The sequence below is a fragment of the Brevibacterium sp. AGC70 genome (assembly GCF_057334195.1).
This window is the reverse complement of the sequence record NZ_JBHFIH010000018.1, coordinates 269,369-289,425: the sequence shown is the minus strand read 5'-3', so window position 1 is coordinate 289,425 and position 20,057 is coordinate 269,369. Positions and strand designations below refer to the sequence as shown.

Sequence of the window (20,057 nt, the reverse complement as noted above, 5' to 3'; positions counted from 1 at the left end):
CCGAGTCTATCTGCAGTCACTGACTCGACATAGGGGAAGCACGGGCAAGACCTGAAGCGCTCAGCACCACCGTGGGCACCTTCATGCCCAACCGCCACAATCCGGCTTGCCAAGCGACATTCATACTCCACACATACTTCGGTGAATCGCGACTGCTAGCCTGACAGGCTGATCCCGATTTCAGGAGTGAATGTGCAGAAGAGCAAGTGGCTGCTGGGCCTCGCCTTGTCCGTATCCGTGGTGTCCTTCGCCGCTTGCGGTTCAGCCGAGGACAAACCAGCGGACGAGCAGACCTCCGCCGCGGCTGAGCAGAAGCAGGGGCAAGACCAAGCCCAGGGCCAGGGCAAGAGCCAAGAAGGCAAGCCGAACACTGATGGCATCCCCAAGGTCGTCGCCGAGGTCAACGGCAAGAAGATCACAAAGGATGACTTCGTCCCCCTTTACGAAACTCAGTACCAGCAGATGCAGATGCAGTCTCAGCAGTCGGGCCAGCAGGTCGATGAGAAGCAGCTCAAGACCCAGACGGCTGAGAACCTGGTGAGCACCGAGCTGCTCAGCCAGGAAGCCGAGAAACGCGACATCAAGATCTCCGACAAGGACATCGACAAGGCTCTCGGAGAGTCCGCCAAGTCCAGCCAGATGAGCAAGAAGGACTTCCTCGCCGCCATGAAGAAGCAGGGCATGGACGAGAAGAAGGTGCACTCCGAGCTGAAGACCCAGCTGTCGATCGAAGACCTCATCAAGGACGAATACGGCGAGTTCAAGGTCAGTGGCGAAGAGATCGGCCAGGCCTACCAGCAGGCGAAGACGCAGCAGGAGCAGATGGCACAGCAGGGCGGCCAGCAGGCTCAGGAAGTCCCACCTCTTGAGGAGATGCGTCCCCAGCTCGAGAAGCAGGTGAAGAGCCAGAAGTCGACCGAGGCGACTCAGAAGTATGCCAAGAAGCTTCGCAAACAGGGCGAGGTCACGATCAACCTCTGACCGGACCTCCACAGGCACGGACTAACGAGCCCACTGCCAGAGACTCGGGCCGGAGAGTCCCGAGTCTCATTCTTGGGGAATTCCTGAGTGTTCCTCGCCAAATCCTTGCGTGCGCTCTAACCTGTAGGAGAACAGAAACGTGTCGTCCTGACACGCTCGCCCTCACAGCACGTGCGACCGATGACAGTCGCACGCAGAGCACACCAATCTAAGGATCCCTCCATGGCTTCCGTCCTCACGCGATCAGCGATCGTCGCGCCGAAGAACTTCAACCGGTGGCTGATCCCGCCGGCCGCGCTTGCCATCCACCTGTGCATCGGACAGGTCTACGCGTTCAGCGTGTTCAAGATCCCCTTCATGACGCACTTCGACGCCGGTGAAGTCTCAATCGGCTGGATCTTCTCGCTCGCGATCCTCATGCTCGGCATCTCCTCGGCCATCTTCGGTCCCTGGGTGGAGAAGAACGGCCCGCGCGCATCAATGGTCGCTGCGGGCACCTGTTGGGTGATCGGCTTCTTCATCGCATCGCTGGGAATCATGACCGGTCAGCTCTGGCTCGTCTACCTCGGCTACGGCGTCATCGGCGGCATCGGTTTGGGCATCGGCTACATCTCCCCGGTCTCGACTCTGATGAAATGGTTCCCGGACCGCCCGGGCCTGGCCACCGGCCTGGCCATCATGGGCTTCGGCGGCGGCGCACTCATCGCCAGCCCGATGTCGAACCAGCTGATGAGCCTCTACGGAGGCGGTCCGGAACCGGAGAATCTCGTTGCCGGGCTGACTCCGACCTTCGTCACCCTCGGAATCGTCTACGCCGTGGTCATCGCCGCCGGGGCCTTCGTCATCCGCGTGCCCCACCCCGAGTGGACGCCCAAGAACTTCGACCCCGCCAAAGCGACGACCAAACCCATGCAGACAACGGGCAATGTCTCGGTGCGCAATGCGATCCGCACACCGCAGTTCTGGCTGCTGTGGGTGGTCCTCTTCCTCAACGTCACTGCCGGCATCGGCATCCTCGAAAACGCCGCTCCGATGATTCAGTCCTACTTCGGCATCACGGCCGCAGCCGCAGCCGGTTTCGTGGGGCTGCTGTCGATCGGCAACATGGGCGGCCGCTTCATCTGGTCGACGACCTCGGACTACCTGGGGCGGAAGAACAACTACATGATGTACCTCGGCGTCGGACTGCTGCTCTACCTGGTCGTGGCACTCTTCGGAGGCAACTCCATCGTCCTGTTCATTCTTGCGACGCTGGTCATCATCTCGTTCTACGGCGGCGGATTCTCGACCATTCCCGCCTACCTCAAGGATCTCTTCGGCGTCTATCAGGTCGGGGCCATCCACGGCGCCCTGCTTACCGCGTGGTCAGCGGCAGGCGTAGCGGGCCCCCTCATCGTCAACTCCGTCGTCGAGGCAGGAGAGAAGGCCGGAAAGACAGGCCCCGAGCTCTACACTCCGGGCATGTACATCATGGTCGGCGCACTCGCCATCGGCTTTATCGCCAACATCCTCGTCCGCCCCGTCAAGGAGAAATTCTTCGAACGGGAAGAGGACGTCAAGGCCAAGCAGGCCGCCGCCCTCGAAGTCGACAACTGAAAGCAGGGAAGGACATCTCATGAGCAACTCCACTCCAACAGCACACGTCCCGCCCGAGGGCTCACCTCAGTCCCCTGTCGGCGGCACCTATAAGGCGGTCGGTTCGACCTTGACCGTTGTCGTGGTCGGCGGCCTCGTCTGGGGCCTGACCCTGACCGTGGTCAAGGCCGTCGCGATCTTCACCGGCTGAACGAGAGCCCCTCGCTGCGAATCGCGCCGGGGCGACCGCTCAATGTGAGGGACGGTGCACCTTCCGGACACCCGGCGTATGCCAAGGAAACATAGGGAGAATTCTCACTTGCGCACCTTGAGTACTGACAAGTAATCTTACTACTGTGGGGACTGCACTACGAACACAGACTCGGGTTATCGAGACCCGTGCCCGTCGAAAGGTCACTCATGTCCCTCAAAGCCTCACTGCTCGTCTCAGCCGGGATCGTCCTCGCCGGAGGCCTGTCCGTCGGTGCAGCCGCTGACGCTTCGGCCGCCCCGGTCGAGACCGCACCCTCCTCCTCGGTATCCGTCGACGCCTCGATCGATGCCGACGTCAAGGTCAACCTCGATGGTTCCGTCGATGTCGTCGTCAAGACCGGCACCCCAGGGGAGACCGTTGAACTCCTGGCTGACGGCGCTGTCGTCGGCAGCGCCACCGCAGATGCCGACGGCGAAGCACACATCCATCTCGACGCCTCCGATCTGCTGGATGACCTGCTTTCAGGTCTGCTCGACCTCAAGGTCAGCGTCGATGGAGAGATCATCGGATCGCTCGATCTCCCCTGATTCCACTTCTCTCGAAGTTGAGAACCGCTCGTCTCTATCCAGAGGCGGGCGGTTCGCTCTTTGCCGCGGAATGCGGCGCGGCAGCGTTCGTCGTCGAGGTCGCGGCTCAACCGGATGTGATCGCACTCGGGCGCGACACGTAGGATCGTTCCATGCCGAATGATGAGAACTCCGCACCGCAACCGAGCTCTCACGGCGAATCTCGAGTGCCGTGGGGATCGGTCCTGCGCAATGTGGCATTGGCGCTGGCTGTGCTCGCCGGATTGTGGCTGGTGTTCAACGTGCACCTGCCCTCTCTTGACGGAATCCAGAAGCAGATTGCCGATGCCGGTTTCTGGGGCTTCGGCATCTTCATCATTCTCTATGCGCTCGTTGCGGCAACGCCGATCCCGGTGACCATCATGGCCGTAGCTGGCGGTCTCGCCTTCGGCCTCATCTTCGGCACGATCCTGTCGATGATCGGAGTTCTTGCCGGCTGCGTCGGCGGCTATTGGATCGCACGCGGACTTGGTCGCGACACCGTGATGAAGTTGTTGGGCAATCACGCAGAGGCGATCGAGTCACGGCTGACCAACGGCGGGTTCTATGCGGTGTGCATCCTTCGCCTCATGCCTGGGTTTCCATACTGGCCGGTGAACTACGGCAGCGGGGCGCTGGGGATCAGAAGCCGCACGTTCCTCATCGCCACCGTGATCTCGGCCCTGCCGGGTCAGCTGTCCCTTGTCGCGGTCGGTGCCTTCATCGGACATCCCGGCATCATCAACGGCATCGCCGTCGGCATCTCGTGGAGCCTGGTCGTCGTGCTGACGATCCTCACCTTTCGCCGGTGGAAATCAGAGCAGAAGGATCCGGCGACGACAAAGCGCGAAGACGGACACGAGATCGAAGGTCAGAAGACTGAGGCCGAGGGGCGGCCCGAGCCGGAGAGCGAGCCTGAGGCGAAGCCCGAGACCTGATCAGAACCGGATGGCTGAGGCTTCAGATCAGGCGAGGCGAAGGCCGGTGATCTTCACATCAACCTCCTCATTGCCGAGCTCTCCTCGACAGCTTGTCAGACTGTGATAGAAGCAGTCGTGGGTGGTGTCCACGTAGGGAGCAATCGAGACATATGGCTTCTCTCCCGGCAGATCGATAGTCACTTCCTGCGCTTCACCGGCCAGCACAAGCTCATCACTCCTCCGTCGATACCTGATCGCTGCCTGGCCCGGAACCCGATTCCGCGGTTCCACAAGCCGCCAACACCAAGGCCAGGGCCGCAATTGAGAAGGTTCGCCTGAGCTTCGCCGCAGGCGCCGTCTGAGTCTGAATCACATTGACAACTATACCCCCTCTAGGTATAGCGTCGATACCGGGCGCCTTCGTGCAGCCCGCAATCGGACCGCCGTTGCCAGGGATACTCCGGGAGAGAAAATGAAGACATCCACTCCATTGACGACCATCGCTGCGATCGCAGCCGCATCAGCGTTGCTGCTGTCGGGATGCGCCAACTCGGAAGGCGACGAAGCTGCACAGCACGAACAGCATGAGAAACAGTCCGCGTCGGCATCGGGTGCCGACCACGGCGAAAGCCATGAGCACGCCGCAGACGGCGGCCAGCCGCCCAAGGGCATCGAAAAGGCAGCCGATCCCACATACGCCGTCGGCGATGAGGTCACTCTCACCGCTGACCATATGCCGGGGATGAAAGGAGCGAAGGCGACGATCTCGGGTGCCTTCGAGACCACCACGTATTCGGTCAGCTACTCGCCCACCGATGGCAGCGACCCGGTCAAGAACCACAGATGGGTCGTCCACGAAGAACTCAAGAACCCCGGCGAGACTCCCCTCAAGGACGGGGCGAAGGCGACTCTCAACGCAGACCACATGCCCGGAATGAAGGGCGCCGAAGCAACGATCGAGGGTTCGACTGAGGACACCGTCTACATGGTCGATATCGACATGGATGACATGACGATGACGAACCATAAATGGGTCACCGAGGACGAAGTCCAGCCAGTCAAGTGATCTCAGCGTCGGGGACCGAGGTCCTACGGTGGCTCAGTCGAACTGCGGAGCGCGGCGCTCTTGGAAGGCCTTGAACCCTTCGGCATAGTCCGGGGTCTGACGCGCGGTCTCCTGGAGGTTGGCCTCTTCCGCAAGCACCTGCGCCAGGGGTGGGCGGTCGTCGGCGAGTTTCTGCACGAAGCCCTTCTCCATCGCGAACGCGTCGGCTGGGCCGGTCACGATCTTGGCCAGCTTCGACTCGACGAACTCGGAGAGCTCATCGGCTGGGACCGCACGGGACACGATGCCCGCAGCGGCCGCCTCGGCGCCGGTCATGAAGTCACCGGTGATGATGAGGTCCATCGTCCGGTGATAGCCCACCCGATCGAGGAACACGTGGTGGGCGCCCGAGTCGAGCATGGCGCCGATCGCGGCGAACGGCGAGCCGAATTTCGCATCATCGGCGGCGATGATGATGTCAGCGGCCGCTGCAACTCCGAAGCCCAGGCCGAGGGCGGCGCCCTGGACCTGCGAGATCACGGGGATCGGCAGTGCCCGGATGGCCTGGAAGACAGGAGTGAAGACCTCGGCGAGGAATGCATGCGCGTCATCGGTCTCGACGTCGACGGCCGAGATGTCACGACCGGAGCTGAAGACCTGGCCCTCTCCCCTGATCAGGAGCACACGAACGCTCGGGATCGCCTCGGCGACCTTGGACACTGCCGCCGCGAGGTCGCGGAGGTTGTCAGCGTCAAGGGCGTTGCGGGAATCGGGGCCATCTAGGACGATCTCTGCGATGTTTCCCCGGTTGGACAGTTGGATCTCGGTCACGTGTGCTCCCTTGCAGCTGACGGTGTTGCAGATGACAGTGTAACAAGCAGGCTTGTTACATGTTGTGTCACCAAGTATAGAAGCCCTGACCGGACTTCCGACCCAGTTGACCTGCTGCGACCTTGTCTTTGAGCAGCTGTGGTGGTGCAAACCTTGGCCCCAGCTCTGCCTCCAGATGCTCGGCGATGCCTAAGCGGACGTCGAGGCCCACGATGTCCGTGGTCTTCAGCGGTCCCGCCGGGTGGCGGTAGCCCAGGGTCATCGCGTTGTCGATGTCCGCAGGCTTCGCGACTCCTTCCTCGACCATCCGCATCGCCTCGAGGGCCAGGGCCACGCCGAGGCGGCTGGAGGCGAATCCCGGTGAGTCCTTGACCGTGATCGCTGTCTTCCCCAGACCCGCGACCCAGGACTTCGCGACCTCAACGAGCGCTGGCTGCGTATGGGTGCCGACGACGACCTCGACGAGGTCGCTGACGGGGACAGGGTTGAAGAAGTGGAGTCCGATGAGGGCGTGTGGCCGCGGCAGTGCGGCGGCGAGCTCATCGATCGATAGGGCCGAGGTGTTCGTGGCGATGCTCGCGGCCGGCGCGTACTTCGCGATGGCCGCCAGGATCTCCTGCTTGAGTTCGACGATCTCCGGGACGGCTTCGACGACGAGAAGAGCCTGGTCGAGCAGGGTGGGATCGCGTACGACCTCGACGCTGCCCTTGACGTCGAGGCCCTTGGACTTCGACTTCTCGATCGAGGCGTCCACGCGCTCCTGGGCCGCGGCCACGGTCTCATCGGTGTTCTCGATGATGATGACGCGTGCACCGGCGCTGGCGAAGGCGTGGGCAATGCCTGCACCCATCCGACCGCCGCCGTAGACGCCGACGGTCTCTGGGACCAGCGGGCCGTTGCTTGAGTCCGTTGTCGATTTCGGGGTGTGAACTGCGTCAGCTTCGTGCGCGGCCTGTTCGCTCATTCTGTGTCGCCCTTCTGCTCGGTTCGCGGCACGGACTGTTCGTCGATGGCCTCCGTCGCCACCGCTCCGGCCTTCTTCCGCTTCTTGGCCTCTCGTTTCGCGAGGAACGCATCCATCCGCGCGTACTTCTCCTCGGTCTCGAACAGCACTGCCTGGGCCACGTTATCGATGAGCGGATGGGCCTCACGGGGTGCGTGGAATGCTGATTTGCTCAGTCTCACGGCCAATGGAGCAAAGCTCACGATCCGGTCGGCAAGCGCCTCACCGGCGAGTTCGAGGTCCTCGGGGTCGACGACGTCATTGAGCAGTCCGATCGACTTCGCCTCATCGGCCTGGAGGGTGCGACCGGCCAAGAGAATCTCCTTGGCTCGTGGTTCTCCCACGAGCTCGCGCAATCGCCAGGCGGCTCCGGCCGAGGCGATGATTCCGAGTCCGGGCTCGGGGTTGCCGATCTTGGTCGTGGGAGTGCCGATGCGGAAGTCACACGCGAAGGCGAGTTCCGCCCCGCCGCCCAGAGCGTACCCCTCAACGAGGGCGATGACGGGCATCGGCAGTTCCTGGATGCGAGAGAACACCTTCGAGTTGATGCCGGCCAGGGCCTCCTCACGGCCACGATTGCGCATCTGCGCGATGTCTGCGCCGGCAGCGAAGACTCCGTCGGAACCAGTGATGATCGCGACCTTCGGCGTGGCCTCGAGTTCGGCGCACACCGAGTGGAGGGCTTCGACCATGTCGAGGTCGATGGCGTTGCGCACCTTGGGCCGATTGAGCCGGATGATCGTCCGATCCTCGAGGCGCTCGATGAGCAGCGGGGAGTTCGAGCCTGCGCTCTCGGCACCGCTCCCTGCGCTCTCGGCGCTGCCGCCCGCGCTCATGCCCGCTCCAGCAGCAGTGCAGAGCCCTGGCCGACGCCGACGCACATCGTTGCCAGTCCGCGCTTGGCGTCGGCCTGTTCGAGGCGGTTGAGCAGGGTCAGGGTGATGCGTGCGCCCGAGCAGCCCAGTGGGTGCCCCAGTGCGATCGCTCCGCCGAAGGCGTTCACGGCCTCCGGGTCCAGGCCCAGGTCGCCGATGCAGGCCAGGGACTGTGAGGCGAAGGCCTCGTTGAGTTCCACGGCCTCGAGGTCGCCGACGCTCCAGCCGACGCGGTCGAGGACCTTGCGAGTGGCCGGAACGGGCCCGATGCCCATGATCTCCGGGGAGACGCCGGCACTGGCACCCGTGACGACTCGCGCTCTGGGGCTCAGACCGTGCTTCTCGGCGTAGCGTTCACTGACGAGAATCGTGACAGCGGCGCCGTCGTTGAGGGAGGATGAGTTGCCCGCGGTGATGACGCCACCGGGTCCATGGATCGCGCGCAGTTTGGCGAGCTTCTCCACGGTGGTGTCTGCCCGGGGTCCCTCATCGGCGCTGATGTCGCCGATGGGCAGGATTTCGGGATCGAACTTGCCGGCCTCCTGTGCCGCGAGTGCCTTCTGGTGAGAGGCGCAGGCGAATTCGTCGAGGGCTTCGCGGCTCAGCTTCCACTGTTCGGCCACACGCTCGGCGGTCTGGGGCATCGACAGGGTCGTGTCCTCGCCGAAGGCGGGGTTGGTGAAGCGCCAGCCGATCGAAGTGTCCCAGGACTTGCCGGGTTTGGCCCAGGGACGTGAGGGCTTCTCGGTCACCCAAGGTGCGCGGGTCATCGATTCGACTCCGCCGGCCACCACCACATCGGCGTCACCGGCGGCGATCATCTGCCGTGCCGTCGTGATTGCAGTCAGCCCCGAGGCACACAGACGATTGACGGTGAAGCCGGGAACGGACTCGGGCAGACCGGCCAGCAGCACGGCCATGCGGGCGACGTTGCGGTTGTCCTCACCGGCCTGGTTGGCCGAGCCGAGGATCACCTCGTCGATGTCGGACGGGTCGATTCCCGAACGGTCCAAGACGGCTTTGAGCGTGGTTGCGACCAGATCGTCGGGTCGCTGATCAGCGAGGACTCCGCCGTAGCGGCCGATGGGTGTGCGCAGTCCGTCCAGGATGAATGCCTCGGGCATGGGTCTCCTCAAGTGTGATGTGTAGTGCAGCGTCGCTGGCCCTCAAGCCTAGCGACCGAATGCGCCGGACGCTGGGAAGTCTCGGCACTCGCGCAACTTCGTTCACGAGTCGTAGTCGACCGTGACTTCGTCGCTGACGGGGAAGGTCTGGCAGGTGAGGACGAAGTTCGCCTCCACCTCGGCGTCTTCGAGGGCATAGTTGCGCACCATGTCGACCTCGCCGCCGCAGACCTTGGCCCGGCAGGTACCGCAGACTCCGCCCTTGCAGGCGAAGGGCAGATCCGAGCGCGATTCCTGTGCGGAGTCGAGGATCGTCTGGCCCTGCGACATCGCCGAGGTGGTCCGCCGTCCATCGAGGACGATCGTGACTTCGCTGGTAGCGCCCTCGACGACCTTGTCCGCGTGGACGACCTCCGGTGGCGGTTCGTCGACGTAGAAGAGTTCGAAGTGGATCTTGTCCTTGGGCACACCGAATTCGGCGAGCACGGCGCGAGCATCGCTGAGCATGCCGAAGGGTCCGCACAGCCACACGTGGTCCATATCGCCGATGGGCACCAGGTTCGTCAGCAGCGCACGCAGCTTCTCCTCATCAAGCCTGCCGGAGAAGAGTTCGACCTCCCGGGGTTCACGGGAGAGGATGTGGATGAGGTCGAGCTGCTGGTTGCGGGAGTCCTTGAGGTCGGCGAGTTCCTCGGCGAACATCACGGTATTCGTGGTGCGGTTGCCGTAGAGCATCGTCACCGAAGCCTCGGGGTTGGACAGCACGGTCGTGGCGATCGAGAGCATCGGGGTGATGCCCGAACCTGCGGCGATGCACAGGTGCCGTCCGCCGAGGTCAGCGTCGGCCTGGAAGCTGCCGCTGGGTGGCTGGACCTCGATGGTCTCACCAGGGCGGACGTCACGGACGAGCCATGTGGAGAAGAGCCCGTCGGGGATCTCGCGGACACCGATGCGCGGGTTTGTTCCGGCCGGGGCGCAGATGGAGTAGGAGCGGCGGTGCTCGGCACCGTCGATCATCCGGCGCAGAGTCAGGGACTGCCCTGCAGCGAAGTCGAAGAGCTCCGCGTACTCGCCCGGGACGTCGAAGGTCACTGCCGCCGAGTCCTCGGTGAGGTGGTCGACGGACTTCACGGTCAGCGGGTAGAAGCTCGACCTGGGGGCGCCCGCACCTGAAACGGTCGGCTCGGTCGCCTCGGCGCTCTGATTGATCGTCTCGGTCATCTCAGATCTCCTTCACATGCTGGAACGGTTCGAGGCAGTCGAGGCATTGGTACATCGCCTTGCACGCCGTGGGACCGAATTCCGAGGACAGCTTCACATTGGCCGATCCGCACAGGGTGCATGTCAGGGCCCGCTTCGTGGGCATCAGGGTCAGAGCCACAGGTCCCGTGCGCCGAGGCGCCTGCCCGGGTGGGGAGATGCCCGCACCTTTCAGCGCCTTCCGCCCTTCTTCGGTGATCCAATCACTGGTCCAGGCCGGAGTCAGGGATACACGCACCTCGGCGCCTTCGAAACCTGCGTTCTGGAGTTCGCGCTGCAGATCATCGCGCATCGTCGCCATCGCCGGGCATCCCGAGTAGGTGGGGGTGATGGTTGTGACGACTCGTCCGTCTTCGATCGCGACATCACGGAGCACGCCGAGGTCGACGAGCGTGAGCATCGGCATCTCCGGGTCCGTGACGCGAGCAGCGGCGACTCGGGCACGATCGAGCGCCTCGGCGGTGCGGTGGTCGGCCGCGGGCACCTGCGTGCGCTGGTCGTCACTGTCTCCGCGGACGGTGGACGCGGGGGTCTGAAGTGCTGCGGTCACCATTGTCCTTCCGGGTATTGGCGGGCGACGACCTGCATGTCGGCGAGCATCTTCGACAGTGCCTCGGTGTGCAGTCCGTCGCGGCCTCTCTTGCCTCGCACTCCGGCCAGCGCGTCCCGTTCGGGGCGCTCGATGCCGGCTGCGGCGAAGACCTGGTCGAGGATGACGCCGGCCTCATCGGCCACCTCGGCGGGATCGACCCCGATTCCGGCAGCCGCCACCGAGGCTTCGACAGGGTGGGTCTCGAAGAGTTCGTCCCACAGTGGCCAGAGTCCCTCGAGTGCGGTGAGCAGGCGAGTCTTGGATTCCTCGGTTCCGCGGGCAAGCGTGAGGACCCAGCGGCCGGCGAAGTCACGGTGGTAGGACATCTCCTTCACGCCCTTGACCGCGATGGCCGAGAGCACGGAGTCCCTGCTGGACTGGAGTCGTTCGAAGATCGCGAGTCGCCAGGTGGAGTAGATGAGGATCTTCGCGACCGCCTCGGCGAAATCGCCGTTGGGGACCTCGGCCAGGCGGACGTTGCGGAACTGCAGGTCCTCTCGGAAGAACGCGAGACGGTCCTCGTCAGGCACAGGTGAGCCCTCGGGCAGCTGCGGCACGAGGCTCGGATCTGCGGCAGCGCTCCGGGCGAGTAGGAGCCGTGACTGGCCCAGCAGATCCAGGGCGATATTGGCCAGCGCGATGTCCTCTTCGAGGTCGGGCGCGCTGGAGCACCATTCAGAGATCCGCTGGGAGAAGACGAGAGCATCGTCGCCGAGCATGAGGCAGTAGGCCGCGAGGTCCTTCGGGTCGACGCCGGAGGGAACGGTGGTGTCGACTCCGGCCAGGGGATCTTCGAAGTCTGTGCCGAAGGCCCAGTGTGCATCGTTGACGAGCAGCCCCGAATAGGCGTTTTCGTGGTCGATGTTGGCTCCGGCTTCGTCGTGGTCGACGTGGATGGAAGGTTCGTTGGTCATCGTCAGGCCGTCCTCACATGTGGGGGACATCGTCTGGGATGTCGTAGAAGGTGGGGTGGCGGTAGACCTTGTCGCCGCTGGGGGCGAACATGGGGTCCTTCTCGTCGGGGCTCGAGGCCGTGATCGACGAGGAGCGGACAACCCACAGGCTCACGCCTTCATTGCGGCGGGTGTAGACGTCGCGGGCATGGTGGATCGCCATCTGGTCATCGGCTGCGTGCAGCGATCCGACGTGGACGTGGTTGAGTCCGCGCTTGCCGCGCACGAAGACCTCGTAGAGGGGCCATTCGCCGCGAGTCGCTGGTGTCTGTGTCTCTGCGCTCATTTGGCGGTCTCCTCGGCGGTGGTGTTCGTGATGTCAGCGGCAGTGTTCGTGGTGTCAGCTGCAGTGTTCGTGGAGTCAGCGGCTGCGTCAGCGGTGTCAGTGTCAACTGCGTCCGCAGCGGTGTTCCCGGCGAAGGCGAGCGCGGCTTCACGCACCCAGGCTCCCTCGTCCCACGCACGCTTGCGGTGGGCCACACGCTGTTCGTTGCATGGACCGTTGCCCTTGACGACGGCCCAGAACTCGTCCCAGTCCGGGGTCGAGAAGTCGTAGTGGCCGCGCTCCTCGTTCCACTTCAGGCCCTCATCGGGGAAGGTCACGCCCAGGGCCTCGGCCTGCGGGACGGACATGTCGACGAACTTCTGGCGCAGCTCGTCGTTGGTGTGGGTCTTGATGCCCCACTCCATCGACTGCTCGGTGTTCGGGGAGTCGTCATCGGGCGGGCCGAACATCATGAGCGAGGGCCACCAGAAGCGATTGACCGATTCCTGGACCGAGGCTCGCTGCTCTTCGGTGCCGCGCATCATCGTCATCAGCAGTTCGTAGCCCTGGCGCTGGTGGAAGGACTCTTCTTTGCAGACGCGGATCATCGCACGACCGTAGGGGCCGAAGGAGGTTCGACACAGGGGCACCTGATTGCAGATCGCGGCGCCGTCGACGAGCCAGCCGATCGTGCCGACATCGGTGTAGGCCAGCGTCGGGTAGTTGAAGATCGAGGAGTACTTCTGCTTGCCGGCGATGAGCTTCTCGGTGAGCTCGTTGCGCGTCGCGCCCAGGGTCTCGGCGGCGGAGTACAGGTAGAGACCGTGACCAGCCTCGTCCTGGACCTTCGCCAACAGGATCGCCTTGCGTCGCAGCGAAGGTGCACGGGAGATCCAGTTGCCTTCGGGCTGCATGCCGATGATCTCCGAGTGCGCGTGCTGAGCCACCTGACGCACGAGAGTCTTGCGGTACTTCTCCGGCATCCAGTCACGTGGTTCGATCCGGTCCTTGGACTCGATCGTCGCGGCGAACTGTGCCTCGAGTTCTGTTTCGTTGATTTGCGTCGTCATGACCACTCCACCCTTGGATGCGCCCTTTCCGGCAGTGCGTGGCTTCGAATGCCGCACCACTGAGGACTGCGCGTTCGGTTCGACCATCCTCAGACCGCCGACCCGGGACAATCATTTACTGACCATTTGTTCTGTATTGTTCACTCTCAGTGTGGCACACCCCACGCCGAGGCGCAACGCACCGGAGCAGACGACCCCCGGTCCGCGGGTGACCCATCGCCACTCGGCGCAACGCGCGGCCCGCGGCCAGGGCAAGCGCGGGCGATGGGGCAAGGTGCAGGCCCAGCCATCAATGCTTGACTCGAGACAACGGTGCTGCGCCGAGACAACGGTGTACGCGTCGTCGCCTCGGCGCTCCGCCGTTGCTTCGGCGTTGGTGCTCGCCCGACTTGACAGAGACGCCGATCACAACCATATTTATTGACCAGATGGTCGTTTATTCTCCGACGTCACTCCAGGGCACTCCTGCCGGGTTCCGCGAGGAATCGATCTCCATCACTCACGTGCAGTCTCAGCGGCTACGCGTGCCATCACCACAATTGAATTCGCCCGGCAACCCAACACCGGCGGGCACATCAATCAGCGACTCGAGGAGGAGCCTGACATGGGAGAACCCAGTCACGAGGCCACGACTGCGCCCCAAGAGGACCTAAGCAGCGAGGCCACGACCACTGCTCGCGGTAACCACGCCGAGGAGCTGACCGGCGCTGCGGCGATGTTCGCCAACGATCGTGCCTCCCAGCATCTGGGCATCACCGTCGATGATCACGGCCCCGGCTGGGCACAGTGCTCGATGACCGTCACCGAGATCATGGCTAATGGGCACGAGATCACCCACGGCGGATATGTCTTCCTCTTCGCCGACACCACCTTTGCCATGGCCTGCAACTATCCCGGCTCCACCACCGTCGCCTCGGGCGGGGACATCGATTTTCTCAAACCCACCTACGTCGGTGACACCCTCGTCGCCCGCGGCAAAGAGATCGTCAAACAAGGCCGCTCAGGCATCTACGACATCGAAGTCACTCGCGGAGACGAAATCGTGGCGACCTACCGCGGCCGCTCCCGCACCCTGCCGCCACCGAAGCCCGCGACCACCTGATCCGACGCCCCACCTCGGCGCCCCACGAATTGCGAAGCACAACAGGATTGACCAAGGAGACAACGATGACTGCCACTGAACTCGACGCCGGCCAGCGCATGAGCCTCGACGAGCTGCGCGCCGACCAGCTCGCCAACCTCAAGTCCACTGTTACGAAGGTCTACGAGAAGGTGCCGTTCTACCGGAAGGCCTTCGACGATCTCGGCGTCACCCCCGCGGATATCACGAGCCTCGACGACATCGCGAAGCTGCCGTTCACGAACAAGCAGGACCTGCGCGACAACTACCCATTCGGCATGTTCGCCGTTCCGCGTGAAGACGTCGCTCGCATCCACGCGTCCTCGGGCACGACCGGGCTGCCGACCGTCGTGGGATACACGCTGGGTGACATCGACAAGTGGGGAAGCCTCATCGCCCGCTCGATCCTCGGCGCAGGCGGCAAACGCGGCCAGATGATGCACAACGCCTACGGCTACGGACTGTTCACCGGCGGCCTGGGCGTCCATGGTGCCGAGCGCCACGGCTTCACCGTCATCCCGATCTCCGGCGGTCAGACACAGCGGCAGGTGCAGCTGATCCAGGACTTCAAGCCCGACATCATCACGGCCACGCCGACCTATCTGCTCACGATCCTCGACGAGTTCCACAAGCAGGGCATCGACCCCACGACCACAAGCCTGCAGACCGCGATCTGCGGTGCCGAACCGTGGACCGATGAGATGCGCAAGGAGATCGAGAAGTCCTTCAACATCAACGCCGTCGACATCTACGGCCTCTCCGAGGTCATGGGCCCCGGCGTCGCCTGCGAATCCGCGGTGACCAAGGATGGCCCGACGATCTGGGAGGACCACTTCTATCCGGAGATCGTCGACCCCTACACCGGCGAGGCCCTGCCCGACGGTGAGGAGGGCGAACTGGTCTTCACCTCCCTGACGAAGGAGGCGCTGCCGATCATCCGCTATCGCACACATGATCTGGCGAGCCTGCTGCCGGGCACCGCGAACCCGAACTTCCGTCGCATCTCGCGCATCACCGGCCGCTCCGATGACCTCATCATCATCCGCGGCGTCAACGTCTACCCGGCCAATGTCGAGTCCGTGCTCTTCGAGTTCGAACACCTCAGCCCCCACTTCCAGCTGGTGCTCACCCGCCCCGGACGCATGGACGAGGTCACCGTCGAGGTCGAGTCCCGCGAAGGCGTCGGAGCTGTTGAGCTCGACGGTCTGAACGGGCTGGTCGCCGCCCGGATCAAGGAGCGCCTGGGCGTCTCATCGACCGTGTCGGTGCTCCAGCCCGGCGTTCTGCCCCGTTCGGTCGGCAAGCTCAAGCGCATCATCGACCGCCGCGAGGGTCTCAGATGATCACCCGCGGGCGGTGGGCTGCGGTGCCGTACGCGGCATCCGCGCTGCGGGCTGGTTAGACTGGTGCGCATGCCGAAAACGACTTCACCTGCGCCGACACCTGACCTTGAGCCAGGTGTCGGCGCAGCCGTGGGTGCACAGACGGAGCCCACCGGCGCCGAGGCGAGGGCTGGGTCCGAGGCGGGAGCTGGGTCCGAGGCTGCAGCACCCAAGCGCACACGTCGCGGGCGGCCCGGCTATGACCGGGAGACGCTGATCAACAAGGCAACCGAGGTCTTCGTCTCGCGCGGCTATGACGGCACGTCCATGGACACCGTGGCGCGTGAACTCGGGATCACCAAGTCAGCGATCTACCATCACGTGAAGTCGAAGGAAGAGCTGCTGCATCTGGCGATCAACCGCGGCATCAGCGCCCTGGACTCCGCGGTCGAGGACGAACGCCAACGCACCGGCCTCACCGCGCTCGAGCGCCTGCGTGCCGCCGTTCACGCCAGCGTCGTCATCCTCATCGAATACCACCACTCTGTGACCCTGCTGCTGCGAGTGCGCGGAAACTCGGACGTCGAGCGCGAAGCCCTCGAGCAGCGCCGGAAGATCGATGACAAGATCAGAGCGCTGGTCGCCGAGGCGATCGGCGAAGGCGGTCTGCGCTCAGACTTCACACCCGGCCTGATCACGCGCCTGCTCTTCGGCATGGTCAACTCCATCACCGAGTGGTATCGCCCCGGCTACCCCGTCGACCCCGAAGCCATCGCCGACGCCGTCACCTCGATGGCCTTCAACGGCCTCGAGGCCTGAGAGTCGGCCCGTCTTACTCCACAAGGAACCAACGATTGGTACCTTCTAATCGAAGATCTTGAAATTTTCGAAGTGAATGTACCAACCGTTGGTGATCTGCACGCGAACGCGAAAGACAATGCGGCCACGGCGCCACGGCCGGCCACGGCGCCCGCGCGGCCGCAGCCCCTATCCCGCGAACTCGCGCAGCGGCATTCCGGTCACGCCCACCTCGGCGACGAACAGGGCACCCGCCAGCGGATCTGCCGCGGTGTCCACATTCTCCTGCGACGTGGTGATGAAGAGCCGATCGAGGTTGTCTCCACCGAAGGCGCAGGCAGTGACTTTTCCGGCGCCGACATCGACAGTTCCGTCCAGGGTGCCGTCGGGTCGGTAACGGTGAACCGCTCCCCTGTTGACCACAGCCACCCACACGCAGCCTTCGCTGTCGACGGTGAGCCCATCGGGACGTCCGCCGTCAGGGAGTTCGACGAGGGCCCGACGGTTGCGCAATCCCCTATCGGGATCGAAGTCGAAGACGGCAATCTGGCCCGTAGGTGTGTCGTTGTAGTAGGCGAGCGAACCGTCAGGACTCCATTCGAGGCCGTTGGATATGGTCACGCCCTCGAGCATGACGTCGACTCGCCCCTCGGTGCTGAGCCGATAGAGTGAGGCCGCACCGGGGCTCTGGTCATAGGCCATCGATCCGCACCAGAAGTTTCCCTGCGGGTCACAGCCGCCCTCGTTCATACGGATGCCCGACTGGGTCCACACCTCAGGCAGGGCGGTGATGTGCCCCTCGGGAGATTCGAGGGCGAATCCGCGCTCGATTCCGATGACCGCGCCACCGCCTCGGCGAGGGCGCACTGCTGCTGCCACCTCGGCGACGTGCTTGCGTTCGACTCGGCCATCGCGCAGTGTCAGGATGTCCCCGGCGAGCATGTCGACCCAGCGCAGACCGCCCCAGGCCGGCGACCAAGCGGGCCCTTCGCCGTGATAGACAATCGGGTCGGTGATCTGCTCGGCTCTCATGACCGTCCCCTCACATCGGGCCTCTGCCGTGAGTCCGATGGTGGCTTCGTCCCGGGCTGCGGCCGTGAGTCCGACGGCGGTTCTGCGTCTCGTTCCGGCTCCGGCCCGGCCGGTGGCTCCGAGTCTGGGCCGGGGCTGCCCGCGCGATAGTCTTCCATCGGCACCGCGCCTGCCTTCCACGCCTCGAGCACCGGGGTCAGGATCTGCCAAGCCAGCTTCGATTCCTCCTGCCCTGCCGCCAGATCCGACTCGCCTTCGAGGACGTTCTTGAGCACGTGCCCGTACGGCGAGAAGTCCGGCCGCGGCTGCTCACCGATCAGTCTCATCGACGCCGGCCGGTCGCGGGAGCTGCTCGTATTGAGATCGAGCTCGACGTCGAACGGCCCGTCGAGGCCGATCCACAGTCGTGCACCCTGTTGGGCGGTACCGACCGGCCGGAAGAGGATCTCGATGCCCTTGCGCGTGCGATCGAGCGCCTTTGCCGTGCGCAGTCGGAACCGGGTGCCCGCCCAGCGCGGCGAGTCGATGTTCAGGACGACCTCGGCGAAGGTCTCGGTATTGCCATCGCCGTCGACACCGTCCTCGTCGACATAGTCGGGCACCTTCTTCCCCGCGGCTTCCGGCTCATCGGCGAGGGTTCCTGCCGTGTAGCGGGCCCGGCGGGTGGAAGTCAGGACGTCAGCGGCCGACAGCGGCCGTACGGCGGACAGAACCTCCGTCTTGCGAGCTCGCAGTTCTGCGGCGCTCGGCCACCCCGATTCGATTCCGTCGGGCCGCTCCATGGCACTCATCGTGAGCACCTGCATCAGGTGGTTCTGCAAAACGTCCTTGAGCGCTCCCGTGCTGTCGTAGAACCGGGCGCGCCCCTCGAGCGCGATGGCTTCATCCCACAGCAGCCGGAACTCTTCGATGTGCTCACTGTTCCACACGGCCTCGGGCAGCGGGTTGGCGAATCGCAGCGGCAGCATCGCCTGCAGCGGAGCCATGCCGAGCGCATGGTCGACGTTGAAGACGATCTCCGCAGCATCGTCGCCGAAGAGCTCGCCGAGGAGGTTGTCCAGGTCCCGTGCGCCGGTGAGGTCATCACCGAAGGGCTTCTCCATCGCAATCCGACTGCCTTGGGGAAGACCGGCGGCGGCCAAGGCGCGCAGCGCATCGGGCAAGAGACCGGTGGGCAGGGCGAGATAGACGGTGACCGGCGAATTCTGGTCGGGGCCTGCAGTGCCGATGAGATCGGCCATGTCGGCAGCGTCGGTGACATCCGTCGGCCTGTACTGCGTCCGGTCGAGGATCCAGCTGCGAGCAGCCTCTGGATATTCGGCACCGTGCTCTATCAACTTCGCCTCGGCGTGGTCGCGGTACACCTCGTTCGTCATCTCCGAAGTCGCCGAAGCCGTGAGCGAGAAATCATTCGGCAATGCTTCGATGGCAGCGAGCTCCGCCAGTGCCGGAAGCAGAAACCGCCCGGCAAGGTCTCCTGTGGCACCGCAGATGATGAGGTTGGCGTTCACTGTGCTCTCCTGTCGACGGGCTTGCGCTCAAGGCGATGGGGCTTCTGCTCGGCGAAGACCGAGTCGTGTCTGTCGCCCACGCTACTCCGTCGGCCCCGATGTCGCAGGTACTTCGATGACCGTCAGCGACCTCGTCAGCCCAGCGCTGCCAGGCCGGCCGCCAGGACCCACCCCAAGGTCGCGTCGATCTCGTTGAGCAGCTCATCGCGTGGGGGCTGATATTCGCTGATGACCCAGTCAACGACCATCTGCACCCCAGCCCCGATGAGCATGTCGCCGAGTACCCGCTGCTGGCCCGCGGTGAGTTGGGGTCCGGCGACCGTCGCGGACAGACGACTCGCGAGTTCGTCACCGATTGTTCGCCCGTGTGAACGGTACAGCTCGTCGACGCGCGCACTGACTCCCAGGACCTCGAAGAGGTGGACTCGTGCCATCACCGGGTTGGCCTGCGCCCAGGTCAGAAATCCGGCCATGAACCCGTGCAGCACCCTCGATGGGTCGTCTCCGCCCCCGGCGAGGACCGAGGCGCGCAGGTCCGCGACCACCCGCTCGTAGACCTCGCAGAGGAGGTCCTCCAGGGTGGCGAATGACTCGTAGAAGTAGCGCTTGTTGAGACCGGCTAGCTGACAGACCGCGCCAACCGTTGCCGCCCGATACCCCTGAGTGCCGAAGAGCGAGATCCCGGCCGCGACGAGCTGCTCACGGCGGGCGTACTCCCGCTCCTCGCGGCTCGCACCTGCATACGGTCGTCTCTGATCAGTCACAGTGTGATCTTGACAACAAAGCACGAGGAATGCAAACTGGTACGACTTCGTACCAGAAAGGCCGAATATGGCTCCACATACCCCACATGATGCCGCGCTCAACGACGCGCGGCGTGAGCGGGACCTCGCCGAGCTCTCCACCGATGAGCCCGTCGACCTCGTCGTGATCGGCGGCGGGTTCACCGGGGTGGGGGGGG

The 20,057-nt window shown here is 64.4% G+C and carries 22 protein-coding genes; 9 read left to right on the top strand and 13 right to left on the bottom strand.

The window, feature by feature from the left end:
- The first annotated feature begins 192 nt into the window (after positions 1–192).
- The 5 genes from ACE03M_RS16655 to ACE03M_RS16635 all read left to right on the top strand — a co-directional run bounded on the left by ACE03M_RS16655 (position 193) and on the right by ACE03M_RS16635 (position 4,313).
- Positions 193–981, top strand: coding sequence for a SurA N-terminal domain-containing protein (locus tag ACE03M_RS16655; protein ID WP_260848128.1), 789 nt, complete (start codon positions 193–195; stop codon positions 979–981).
- 222 nt (positions 982–1,203) lie between these two features.
- Entirely contained in the window at positions 1,204–2,577 is a 1,374-nt protein-coding gene (locus ACE03M_RS16650) for an L-lactate MFS transporter (RefSeq protein WP_143922889.1), read from the top strand.
- Positions 2,578–2,596: 19 nt separating this feature from the next.
- Positions 2,597–2,767 carry a hypothetical protein gene (locus ACE03M_RS16645; RefSeq protein WP_485935146.1) on the top strand — a complete coding sequence of 57 codons (171 nt, stop codon included), beginning with the start codon at positions 2,597–2,599 and terminating at the stop codon, positions 2,765–2,767.
- Between the two features lie 209 nt (positions 2,768–2,976).
- A complete protein-coding gene (locus tag ACE03M_RS16640; protein WP_143922887.1) occupies positions 2,977–3,357 on the top strand; it encodes a hypothetical protein in 381 nt (126 codons plus the stop codon).
- Positions 3,358–3,509: 152 nt separating this feature from the next.
- Positions 3,510–4,313, top strand: a complete 804-nt coding sequence (locus tag ACE03M_RS16635; RefSeq protein WP_485935144.1) for a TVP38/TMEM64 family protein — start codon at positions 3,510–3,512, stop codon at positions 4,311–4,313.
- Positions 4,314–4,340: 27 nt separating this feature from the next.
- Here the strand turns inward: ACE03M_RS16635 and ACE03M_RS16630 are convergent, their stop codons facing one another.
- Positions 4,341–4,586 carry a CueP family metal-binding protein gene (locus ACE03M_RS16630; RefSeq protein WP_485935142.1) on the bottom strand — a complete coding sequence of 82 codons (246 nt, stop codon included), beginning with the start codon at positions 4,584–4,586 and terminating at the stop codon, positions 4,341–4,343.
- 181 nt (positions 4,587–4,767) lie between these two features.
- Here ACE03M_RS16630 and ACE03M_RS16625 point away from each other — a divergent pair, with 181 nt between their 5' ends.
- Positions 4,768–5,361 carry a YdhK family protein gene (locus ACE03M_RS16625; protein WP_485935141.1) on the top strand — a complete coding sequence of 198 codons (594 nt, stop codon included), beginning with the start codon at positions 4,768–4,770 and terminating at the stop codon, positions 5,359–5,361.
- 33 nt (positions 5,362–5,394) lie between these two features.
- On the opposite strand, the gene ACE03M_RS16620 is transcribed toward ACE03M_RS16625, so the two are convergent.
- The 9 genes from ACE03M_RS16620 to paaA form a co-directional block, all read right to left on the bottom strand.
- Positions 5,395–6,171, bottom strand: coding sequence for an enoyl-CoA hydratase/isomerase family protein (locus ACE03M_RS16620; protein WP_485935139.1), 777 nt, complete (start codon positions 6,169–6,171; stop codon positions 5,395–5,397).
- Between the two features lie 67 nt (positions 6,172–6,238).
- A complete protein-coding gene (locus tag ACE03M_RS16615) occupies positions 6,239–7,135 on the bottom strand; it encodes a 3-hydroxyacyl-CoA dehydrogenase family protein (protein WP_485935137.1) in 897 nt (298 codons plus the stop codon).
- A complete protein-coding gene (locus tag ACE03M_RS16610) occupies positions 7,132–8,010 on the bottom strand; it encodes an enoyl-CoA hydratase/isomerase family protein (protein WP_485935135.1) in 879 nt (292 codons plus the stop codon). The genes ACE03M_RS16615 and ACE03M_RS16610 overlap by 4 nt, the downstream gene beginning before the upstream one ends.
- The gene (locus tag ACE03M_RS16605; protein WP_485935134.1) at positions 8,007–9,173 is read right to left on the bottom strand and encodes a thiolase family protein; all 1,167 of its coding nucleotides are present in this window, start codon (positions 9,171–9,173) and stop codon (positions 8,007–8,009) included. Before ACE03M_RS16605 ends, ACE03M_RS16610 begins: the two co-directional genes overlap by 4 nt.
- Before the next feature lie 102 nt (positions 9,174–9,275).
- Positions 9,276–10,394: a 1,2-phenylacetyl-CoA epoxidase subunit PaaE gene (gene paaE / locus ACE03M_RS16600; RefSeq protein ID WP_485935133.1), complete on the bottom strand. Its 1,119-nt coding sequence runs from the start codon at positions 10,392–10,394 to the stop codon at positions 9,276–9,278.
- Position 10,395: 1 nt separating this feature from the next.
- Positions 10,396–10,986 carry a 1,2-phenylacetyl-CoA epoxidase subunit PaaD gene (gene paaD / locus ACE03M_RS16595; RefSeq protein ID WP_485935131.1) on the bottom strand — a complete coding sequence of 197 codons (591 nt, stop codon included), beginning with the start codon at positions 10,984–10,986 and terminating at the stop codon, positions 10,396–10,398.
- Complete coding sequence (gene paaC, locus ACE03M_RS16590; RefSeq protein WP_143922877.1) at positions 10,980–11,939, bottom strand: 1,2-phenylacetyl-CoA epoxidase subunit PaaC; 960 nt, start codon at positions 11,937–11,939, stop codon at positions 10,980–10,982. The genes paaD and paaC overlap by 7 nt, the downstream gene beginning before the upstream one ends.
- A gap of 13 nt (positions 11,940–11,952) precedes the next feature.
- Positions 11,953–12,264, bottom strand: coding sequence for a 1,2-phenylacetyl-CoA epoxidase subunit PaaB (paaB, locus tag ACE03M_RS16585; protein ID WP_143922875.1), 312 nt, complete (start codon positions 12,262–12,264; stop codon positions 11,953–11,955).
- Positions 12,261–13,313, bottom strand: a complete 1,053-nt coding sequence (paaA, locus tag ACE03M_RS16580) for a 1,2-phenylacetyl-CoA epoxidase subunit PaaA (RefSeq protein ID WP_485935128.1) — start codon at positions 13,311–13,313, stop codon at positions 12,261–12,263. Before paaA ends, paaB begins: the two co-directional genes overlap by 4 nt.
- A gap of 604 nt (positions 13,314–13,917) precedes the next feature.
- On the opposite strand from paaA, the gene paaI reads away from it, so the two are divergent.
- The 3 genes from paaI to ACE03M_RS16565 all read left to right on the top strand — a co-directional run bounded on the left by paaI (position 13,918) and on the right by ACE03M_RS16565 (position 16,574).
- The gene (gene paaI / locus ACE03M_RS16575; protein ID WP_485935127.1) at positions 13,918–14,415 is read left to right on the top strand and encodes a hydroxyphenylacetyl-CoA thioesterase PaaI; all 498 of its coding nucleotides are present in this window, start codon (positions 13,918–13,920) and stop codon (positions 14,413–14,415) included.
- A gap of 65 nt (positions 14,416–14,480) precedes the next feature.
- Positions 14,481–15,776: a phenylacetate--CoA ligase PaaK gene (paaK, locus tag ACE03M_RS16570; protein ID WP_143922871.1), complete on the top strand. Its 1,296-nt coding sequence runs from the start codon at positions 14,481–14,483 to the stop codon at positions 15,774–15,776.
- A 69-nt stretch (positions 15,777–15,845) separates the two neighbouring features.
- The gene (locus ACE03M_RS16565; protein WP_485935126.1) at positions 15,846–16,574 is read left to right on the top strand and encodes a TetR/AcrR family transcriptional regulator; all 729 of its coding nucleotides are present in this window, start codon (positions 15,846–15,848) and stop codon (positions 16,572–16,574) included.
- A 168-nt stretch (positions 16,575–16,742) separates the two neighbouring features.
- Here the strand turns inward: ACE03M_RS16565 and ACE03M_RS16560 are convergent, their stop codons facing one another.
- From ACE03M_RS16560 to ACE03M_RS16550, 3 genes are all read right to left on the bottom strand, one after another.
- Entirely contained in the window at positions 16,743–17,585 is an 843-nt protein-coding gene (locus ACE03M_RS16560) for an SMP-30/gluconolactonase/LRE family protein (protein WP_485935125.1), read from the bottom strand.
- Positions 17,582–19,096 carry a glucose-6-phosphate dehydrogenase gene (locus ACE03M_RS16555; protein ID WP_485935124.1) on the bottom strand — a complete coding sequence of 505 codons (1,515 nt, stop codon included), beginning with the start codon at positions 19,094–19,096 and terminating at the stop codon, positions 17,582–17,584. Before ACE03M_RS16555 ends, ACE03M_RS16560 begins: the two co-directional genes overlap by 4 nt.
- A gap of 134 nt (positions 19,097–19,230) precedes the next feature.
- On the bottom strand, positions 19,231–19,860 hold the full coding sequence (locus ACE03M_RS16550; RefSeq protein WP_485935123.1) for a TetR/AcrR family transcriptional regulator: 630 nt from the start codon (positions 19,858–19,860) through the stop codon (positions 19,231–19,233).
- Between the last annotated feature and the right edge of the window lie 197 nt (positions 19,861–20,057).